Annotated in this window: 5 protein-coding genes and 1 pseudogene; all 6 read right to left on the bottom strand. The window is 61.7% G+C overall.

Annotation, left to right across the window (positions count from 1 at the left end; translation table 11 throughout):
• Positions 1-203 (bottom strand): hypothetical protein (locus tag DH10_RS36405; protein WP_210327870.1); only part of this gene is annotated, 203 nt, incomplete at its 3' end.
• A gap of 843 nt (positions 204-1,046) precedes the next feature.
• Complete coding sequence (gene gloA2, locus DH10_RS29785) at positions 1,047-1,433, bottom strand: SMU1112c/YaeR family gloxylase I-like metalloprotein (protein ID WP_192385643.1); 387 nt, start codon at positions 1,431-1,433, stop codon at positions 1,047-1,049.
• A 243-nt stretch (positions 1,434-1,676) separates the two neighbouring features.
• Positions 1,677-3,404 carry a tetratricopeptide repeat protein gene (locus tag DH10_RS29780; RefSeq protein ID WP_192385642.1) on the bottom strand — a complete coding sequence of 576 codons (1,728 nt, stop codon included), beginning with the start codon at positions 3,402-3,404 and terminating at the stop codon, positions 1,677-1,679.
• A 43-nt stretch (positions 3,405-3,447) separates the two neighbouring features.
• Positions 3,448-4,854 carry an HlyD family type I secretion periplasmic adaptor subunit gene (locus DH10_RS29775; protein WP_192385641.1) on the bottom strand — a complete coding sequence of 469 codons (1,407 nt, stop codon included), beginning with the start codon at positions 4,852-4,854 and terminating at the stop codon, positions 3,448-3,450.
• Positions 4,855-4,933: 79 nt separating this feature from the next.
• Positions 4,934-7,240 (bottom strand): peptidase domain-containing ABC transporter, encoded by a 2,307-nt coding sequence (locus tag DH10_RS29770; RefSeq protein WP_192385640.1) that lies wholly within the window; start codon positions 7,238-7,240, stop codon positions 4,934-4,936.
• 237 nt (positions 7,241-7,477) lie between these two features.
• Positions 7,478-8,001, bottom strand: a pseudogene (locus DH10_RS37755) (hypothetical protein); the annotation flags it as partial.

Here is an 8,001-nt window from a genome sequence, read left to right as displayed (position 1 = left end):
ATCCCCGTCCGGCTTTTGCGAAATGCGCACGTCTGAGATGCCGGGAGCCCGAGTCGTGCCTTCTCGCTTATGGCGAAGGAGGTTGCATCCGTCTCCGATTCGAATGCCTTAATAGACACAACACCGTCTTCGATGACGCGCACGTAATGCCGATTCTCGAGGTTTTCGATCTCGAGGTTTTCGATTTCGACGGAATTCCTCACGATTGACTTACTCATAGCCAGTTCATTCCTAAGAAGCCAGCCGGCTCGCGGCCTAACGTTTCCGTATTTTCGAATAGTATGATAACAAGAGCGGTGATTGCAAGGACTGCTTCGACAACAATTCAATCACTTCCTAAGTTACGAACGTAGGCCCGTCAGCCACGACTTCGTCTCCTTCTCGGAGTTCCATGACCAGTTCTACAAGCGGGCCACGGTCCCAAAATTCATCGGACTGAAGTCTAGTAGGAAGAGATTTTTAACACGGCCTAGTTTGCCCCCGCTTCTGACCTGCAATCGCCTGGACGGCGGCGGTGAGCGTGGCCACGGCATTAGGCGATGCCTGTCGCTGCGAGACGTACGAGCGCATTCGCGTCGCCATCAAGCGTGCAAGCGCATAACGGCGGACTAGATCATGTCGCATGCTTTCGGTCCGCGATCGAACCGTGCCGCGACCACGGTGACCTTGGAGCATGCAGGTGACAAGACGCTGCTGTCCTGCACGAACTCTATCCCCGAAGGAAGCGCTCGGCGGGTGGGATGCCGAGCAGTTCGAGCAGTTGGACAAGTTTATCGTTACGCTGGGTGCGAGCGCTGGACGATCATAAAGTCGTCAATCTCGCGGTCGGCCGCCTAGCTCTTTACTACGCGGAAAAGAACCCCGACGAGGTCGTCGAGGTCCTGGACGACGCCGAAATAGGCTGGCACCCGGCCCCGTAATAGACCCTGTCCGCTCTTGGAGATCGGCGAACGCAGCTTTGACGCCGCGGATCCATTTCCCGCGCGCTTCTCCTCGATGTTCGTTCGTACACCGCTGAATCGACCGGATAATGTGCAAGTACATCATCAGGCATCGTCCTGGTAGAGCTCGATGGGGAGTCCATCGGGATCGGCAATGAAGGTAAACAATCGCCCGGTGTAGGGATCTGTTCGGATGGGCTCTACATCGACGCTTTGCGCCCGAAGCAGATCGGCGGTTGCCTCTACCGAGGCGACCGAGAATGCAATGTGTCGTAATCCACATGCCTCAGGCTTAGTGGATCGGCTTGGTGGCGCTGGAAAACTGAACAGCTCGATCTGTATAGAACCTCGCTGCAAGCCGCACTTCCAAGATTGTCTTTCAGCGCGCCAGTTTTCGGCGAGGACGACGAAACCGAGCTTGTTGGTGTAGAACTGCTTGGACGTCTCGTAGTCAATGCAGATGATTGCAACATGATGGACAGCCGGGAGCATCAAATTGGTCTCACACAAACGTCGATGACGGCGACGCAGTAGAGTCGCATCGGCTATGCCATTCGCGCAACTGGAATAAAAGCCGACTTTGCGTCCATCATAGTGCCGCCGGCTTTGCGAACAACACGCAGTTTTTCAGAAGTGTGTGGATGCACTCCAGGGCCAGATGGAAGGCTTGGAGCCGACATCTGACCCTCAATGCGGTCAATGGTTGCCGGTGCTGCAATCTTGGCAATGGATGCCTCAGCCGGGGAGTTCGGAAAGTTCGTCAGCCGCTTCCTGAAAACCTTGCGCCGCAGCTCGCTCGAGCCAAAGACGGCCAGTTGCCGTGTTGTGCTCTCCGGCAATGCCTTTCAAGAGATATCGGCCGAGCATGAGTTGGGCCTGTCCGTGCCCGCGCTCAGCCGCGGCCGCAAACCATTTCTGCGCCGCCATGTGGTCGACCGGCAGTCCCTCGCCGGAGCTCTGCAGTGCGCCGAGAGCAAACATTGCGCCGGCATGACCGTCGGCAGCAGCCCGTTGGAACAGCTGCACTGCGGCCTCCGGAGAACGTTTGCCTCCGCTCCCGTTGAGCAGCATCTCAGCAAGCGCCACTTGCGCATCGAGCATGCCACCGTCGGCCGCCTCGGCAAACCAGGCGCGGGCCTGTTGCGCGTCGGCGGCCACGCCGCGCCCGTCCCTGAGAATGCGTGCATACATGTACTGGGCTTCGGCCACGCCTTCAGCCGCGCGCCTTAGCCATTGCGCCGCCTGACTTTCATCCCGGTGTACGCCGACGCCCTTGGCGAAACAGATGCCGAGGTTGAAGGCGGCGACAAGGTCGCCTGATAACGCGGCGGCCTCGAACCATCCCGCTACGCTCGTGGTATCGTCCGGCTCGCCGGCCCCCTGGAGAACGAGATTGGCCAGGTCGACTTGGGCTGCCCGGTTCCCGCTGCTTGCGGCAGTGCGCAGCCAGCGCGTTCCCTCTTGCTCGTCCCTGGCAACACCGTTTCCCGTCAGGTAGAGAGAGGCTAGCGCACGCGCAGCGGCCTGGTGCCCCCCCTCGGCCGCACGACGATACCAAATTGCAGCCTCTGAAAAGTCCGGCGGCCGACTCTTCACGTAACGATCGCCGAGGAGATTCGCTGCTTCGAAGTTACCCGCCAATGCCGCACGTCGCATCCACGCCTCTCCGGCCACTGGATCCTGATCGCCGAGGCTCCCGTCGACAAGCGCCAAACCCAATCGAAACTGGGCGGCAGGAAGGCCTTTTTCCGCAGCTGACTGGTATAGCCGCGCTGCGCCAGCAAGGTTCCCTGTGACACCGAGGCCATGTTCGGTGAGGATCGCGAGAAGATAGATTGCTGTCGGCAAGCCGGCGTCTGCCGCCCGCCGGACCTCATCGGCAATCCTGGTTCGGTCGGCCAACAAACCCCGCCTTGCCAGCGAAAGGGCAAAACCAAGGCTTCCTTCGGCGCAGCCGGCCGCGGCCGACCGCTCGTACCATCTGTACGCAGCATCGGCGTCGCGCATTGGTTCGGGACCATTGGTAAGGATGTAGCCGAGGAGTGCCTGGCCGGTCGCGGAGCCGGCCTCGGCCGCCTTCGTGGCAAGGTCGAGCGCTGAGGCAAAGTCTGGCTCGCTCGTGGTATCCTCTACGAACAAGCGTTCCGATGGGGAGCCCTTGTCAGCTCCGGCTGTCGCCAGCCCGGTCACATAGAGTGCAGCGAGGAGCGCCTGCGCATCACCGCTCCCGTGATCCGCTGCTCGCCGCAGCCAGCGCGTCCCCTCTGCCCGGCTCGGCGGAACGCCGGAACCTTCGAGATAGCAACGAGCGACCCGATACTCGGCATGGGCGATTCCCGCACGCGCAGCCGTCGCGAACAACGGAAAGGCCTCCGTGGGCTTGCCACTTTCAGAAAGCTGGATCGCCCGGCGCAATGCTATCGACGGGTTAGCCAAACCAGTCAGGCGATCCAGAAATGTCATCGATGCCAGCCTTTGACTGCTCCAGTTCCTGTCGAGCTGCAGACTACGGCTCGCGCATCGCTTCCTGACCGATCGGCAGCATCACCCCAAGAATGTATTTGAGCACCGTGCGCCGGCCGACCTGAACGTCGGCGGTCACCGGCATGCCGGGGGTGAGGGCAAACCCGGCGGGTACGTCATGCAGCGCGACCTGATCAATGGAAATGCGCGTCCGATAGAACGGTTCTGCATTCGAGGGCAGCATTGCCAGCGAACTGTCTGGATCGCGGGCTTGCTCCTGAGCCGAGAAGGAATCCGGACTGAGCGTGCGCACGGTGCCGTGAGCAAGGCCGTATTGCGAATAGGGGAAAGTGTCGAACTTGATGACGACGGGATCGCCTACATGGACGAAACCACTACTGCGGCCGACGACATTTGTTTCGATCTCGAGCGGCGCCTTGGCTGGCACCAGCGTGATCAGGCGCTCGCCCGACTGCAGGACCGAGCCGACCGACACCTTTGCCACAGACTGGACAATGGCATCTCCTTCGCTTTTCAACTCGACCAGTTGCTTGCGGAGCTTTGCCTTGTTGAAGAGTTCGCGAGCGTCGGACATGCGAGAACTCGCCTCCGACAGACCTTGCGAGACTTCCGCGCGCCAGCCTTGAATGTAGCCGGCGCGGTCGGCGGCTACCGCGGCCTGCTGGCGCCTGGCGGCTTCCGCTGTCTGCACGGCGTTGCCGAGCGCCCGGGACATTTCGGCCGAATTGTCCTCGGCAAGCAGAGTATTGAGGCGGCTCCCGACCTGCCTTTCTTCCAGCTGCTTGCGCATCTCTTCTATCGAGGCCGCGACGGAGAGCCGCTGCCGGTAGCCAGCGGCATCAGATTGCGCGCGCGAGATCACCGAACTGAGTTCATCGCTTTGCCGGTCGAAGTTCTCCAGCTTGGCGTCGTAGACCGCCTTGCGGCGCTCGAAGATTGAGGCCTGCAGGGTCCAGCTGGGGTCGAGGCCGTCATAGTTGAAGACCTTGCCGTCGGCCTCCGCCTTCAACCGTGCCACTTCGGCCTCAAGCGTAGAGACCTGCATAGCCAGCGCCTGCAAGTCTGCTGAGGCGAAGGTCGAATCGAGGCGTGCCAGCAATTGACCGGCCTGCACATGCTGTCCTTCGCGCACTTCAATCGAGCGGACAATCGCCGTCTCCAGCGGCTGCACTATGATGTTGGGCGATTGTGAAACCACGAGCCCTCTCGTGGTCACCACCTGGTCGACCGGTATCAGTCCTGCCACGGCGATCAAGACGATCACCAGGCTCGAAATCATCCATACGATGCCGCGCGCCGCCCGAGGAATCGGTGCATTCGAGACCGCTGTCGACGGCCATTGAAACTCGAGTATGGCCGGCGTCGTCGGATCGTTCGTTTTCGCTCGGCGCCAGCGGGCCTGGCGGATGGTGAGCGAGGTGCTACTCATGGCTTACCGGACCTCGAACCCAAGTCATCTTTGGCGAGAACGACCATTTCAATCTCCATCCCGCTGCGGCACGACATCATCAAACCAATCGAGGCGGCACGGCCGCCGGGCGGCCGCCGCGGGTGTCCAAGTGCCGGTTCTGCTGCGACCACAGCTGGCGATAGACGGCGCATCGTTCGAGCAAGATCGTGTGCGATGCGACGTCGAGGACCTTGCCCTGCTCCATAACCAGGATCTGATCGCACTCGGTGAGCGAGGACAGTCGATGCGAGACGATGATCATCGTGCGCCCGCTGGCGATGCGCATGAGGTTGGCACTGACGACCGCTTCGCTTTCCGGGTCGAGAGCACTGGTCGCCTCGTCGAGAATGAGGATGGTCGGATCGTGGATGAGGGCGCGCGCAATCGCCAGCCGTTGCTTTTGACCGCCCGACAGGTTGGGCGAACCTTCCTCGATGTAGGTGTCGTATCCGTTCGGCATCCGTTCGATAAATTCTTCGGCGCCGGCCAGATGCGCGGCACGCATGGCGTCGGACAGCGTCAAGCCTGCGCGCCCGGCGATGATGTTGTCGCGGATCGACCCGCGGAACAGGAAATTGTCCTGGAGGACCACGCCGAGCCCTTGGCGAAGGTGACGCAGGTTGATTTCCTTGAGGTCGACGCCGTCCAGCTTGAGGAACCCGCTGTAATCGCGGTTGATCCCCTGGAGCAGACGCGCGATGGTCGATTTTCCCGACCCGCTCCGTCCGACAATGCCGAACATCGTCCCAGCCGGAATGTGGAAGCTGACCCGATCGAGCGCTGGCGTCTTGGTACCGATATAGCTGAATGTCAGATCGCTGAATGTGACTTCGCCGACGAGCCTTGGTCTCAGACCGAGGGAGTTCGAACTCGTCTCCAACGGCCGGTTAAGGACGGATGCCGCCTCGCCGATTGCCGCCCCCACCTCCTCGTAGTCTTCGATCAGTCGCACCAACCCGACCAACGGCTGCGCGACGCGTTGGGAGATCATCATGAAGGCGAACAGACCGCCGACCATGTAGCCGGAACTGTCGTTCATCGCGAGATAGGCGCCAATCAGCATGGTGCCGAGCACCATCACGCGTTCAATTGGCGTAACCAGGGTCTGCGGCCAGCTGGCGAACTGCCCGAAGGACAGACGCGCCCTTCCCGCCTCCGCTACCCGCTCGTCCCAAAGCGCCTTGCGTTGCGGCTCGAGGCCTAGCGCCTTCACGGTCTTTATGCCGACAACAGTTTCGCCCAATGCTGCCGACTTCCAGGTCTCGGCGTCGATCACGCGCTGGTACCTCCGGCGTAGTGGCTTGAGGAAGGCGAGGATGATCAGCATGATCACCGCTGCGCAGGCAACGACGATCCAGGCAAGCTTGACGTTGATATAGAACATCACCGGCAGCAGCACGCAGAGTGTGATCAGGTCCAGGAACGTGCTGAGCAGTTTGCCCGTCAGAAACTCGCGGATTCGATAGACCTGGGCGAGGTGGTACATCGTCTCGCCAGCCGGATGGCGCTCGAAATAGTCGAGCGGCAGACGCAGGAGCCGGCTGAAAACGTGCAGCTGGAGCTTGGTGTCCAGACGGGCTCCGACGACGTTGATGATCAGTCGCCGCGCGTGGCCCAGCAGCGTCTCGTAGGCGAAGACGACGGCGACTATGGCCGACAAGAGTAAAAGCGTCGAGACACTGTTGAACTGCAATACCTTATTGACCACCGTCATGACGATGAGCGGCGGCAAGATGGTAAGGACGCTGAGCGTGAACGAAGCGATGGCGACGTCGCGAAGCGGCCGGCTTTCGAGCCGCACCAGTTCGGCGAGCCAGCGAAGCGTGAAAGGCGCATCGGCGGCAACATAGGATCGCGCGTTTCGCAGCAGCACCGCCTCGCCCGTCCACACCTGCGACAGCCGCAGCTCATCGACGGCGGTGGATTCACCATCGTCGGGCGCGTCCGCACTTTTGAGGAAGACAACGTTGCGCTCGGCGCTCGCCCCGGTGAGGAGACCAGCGCCGCCATCGCTGAACAACAGAACGACCGGTCCGGTCTCCTGAAAGCGCAACAGATGAGACCAGCGAACGCGCACTGCCCGAGACCACATGCCGCCGTTCTGCGCCCATTCGGACAGGTCGGTGGCGCTTGGAAACGGGCCTGCGCACGCCGCCCTGAATTCATTCGGATCGAGTTCGATACCGTGGTAGCGGGCAACCCGGAGGACCGCCTTGAGGCGCGGCCCGACCTGGTCAAACTCGGCGGGGCCACCGGGGCTCCGCCCCACTTCACTGACGCCTCTGGCCATGCCGGTCGGGTCGGCCGCGGTTCCGGCACGTATCTCCACAGGCTGGATTTCAGCACTACCAGGAATGTTCACCATGGACTCCCCTTCGGGCAGGCAGGCGATGGTTCAACATTGCCCGGGGCGGACCATTCCCGCCGGAATTTCTGGTGGCACTGATCATACTCCGCCCCGGTCGGTCGCACGAGCCCCTTGACCATTCGGAAACGCCGGACGCGCCGGCCTTGCCTTCCCGCAAAGCCCGCGCGACCGCTTCTCAGCTTTCGACCGGTTTCTGTCGTCGTCTGTCCGGTCGCCATTCCTGCTCACTCATGCTCAGTCATGCGGCTTCAGAATATCCTTCAACGCCTTCTTCACTGTGTCGTCGCTGTTGGCGTAGCCCGCACCCTGCTTGGTCTGATCCGAGGTCAGGTCGGTGCTTGCACCCAACGGCTTGTTCTGGTTCTGACCAAATCCCCTGATCGTGTTGAGAACATTCAGGAGGTCGGTCGTCACCGAACCGGCGGCCAGGCTAACAAGCTGCCGGAACGACGCATGGCTGACGGCATCACTGTCGGTCGAGCCGGATTGCAGGAACTGCGTCGTGTCCTTGAGCCCGAGCGAGCTGGCGGTGACCGCGGCGGTGTGATTGTCAGGCGGGCCATCGGCATCAGTGCCATCGTTGGGATGTCCCTTCCCAGGATTGCTGCTGTCGCTGTGGTCAGGATCGTTGCCGCCACCGTTGTTGCCATGGTGGTGATCACCGGTCTCGCCGCCGGGGCCGGTCGCTCCGGTCGGGCCAGTTGCACCGGCTGACCCGGTCGCGCCTGGGGCACCTGTCGCTCCGGTCGAGCCGGTCG

It is taken from the genome of Mesorhizobium silamurunense (assembly GCF_014843825.1).
GTDB lineage: Bacteria > Pseudomonadota > Alphaproteobacteria > Rhizobiales > Rhizobiaceae > Mesorhizobium > Mesorhizobium silamurunense.
The sequence above is the reverse complement of the archived record's forward strand: the minus strand, read 5'-3'. Positions and strand labels throughout refer to the sequence as shown.

Excerpts from the sequence above, each read along its gene's own strand:
- DH10_RS29775 (WP_192385641.1), bottom strand. The coding sequence starts at position 4,854 with ATGAGTAGCACCTCGCTCACCATCCGCCAGGCCCGCTGGCGCCGAGCG.
- gloA2 (WP_192385643.1), bottom strand. The coding sequence starts at position 1,433 with ATGCTCCCGGCTGTCCATCATGTTGCAATCATCTGCATTGACTACGAG.
- DH10_RS29780 (WP_192385642.1), bottom strand. The coding sequence starts at position 3,404 with ATGACATTTCTGGATCGCCTGACTGGTTTGGCTAACCCGTCGATAGCA.
- DH10_RS29770 (WP_192385640.1), bottom strand. The coding sequence starts at position 7,240 with ATGGTGAACATTCCTGGTAGTGCTGAAATCCAGCCTGTGGAGATACGT.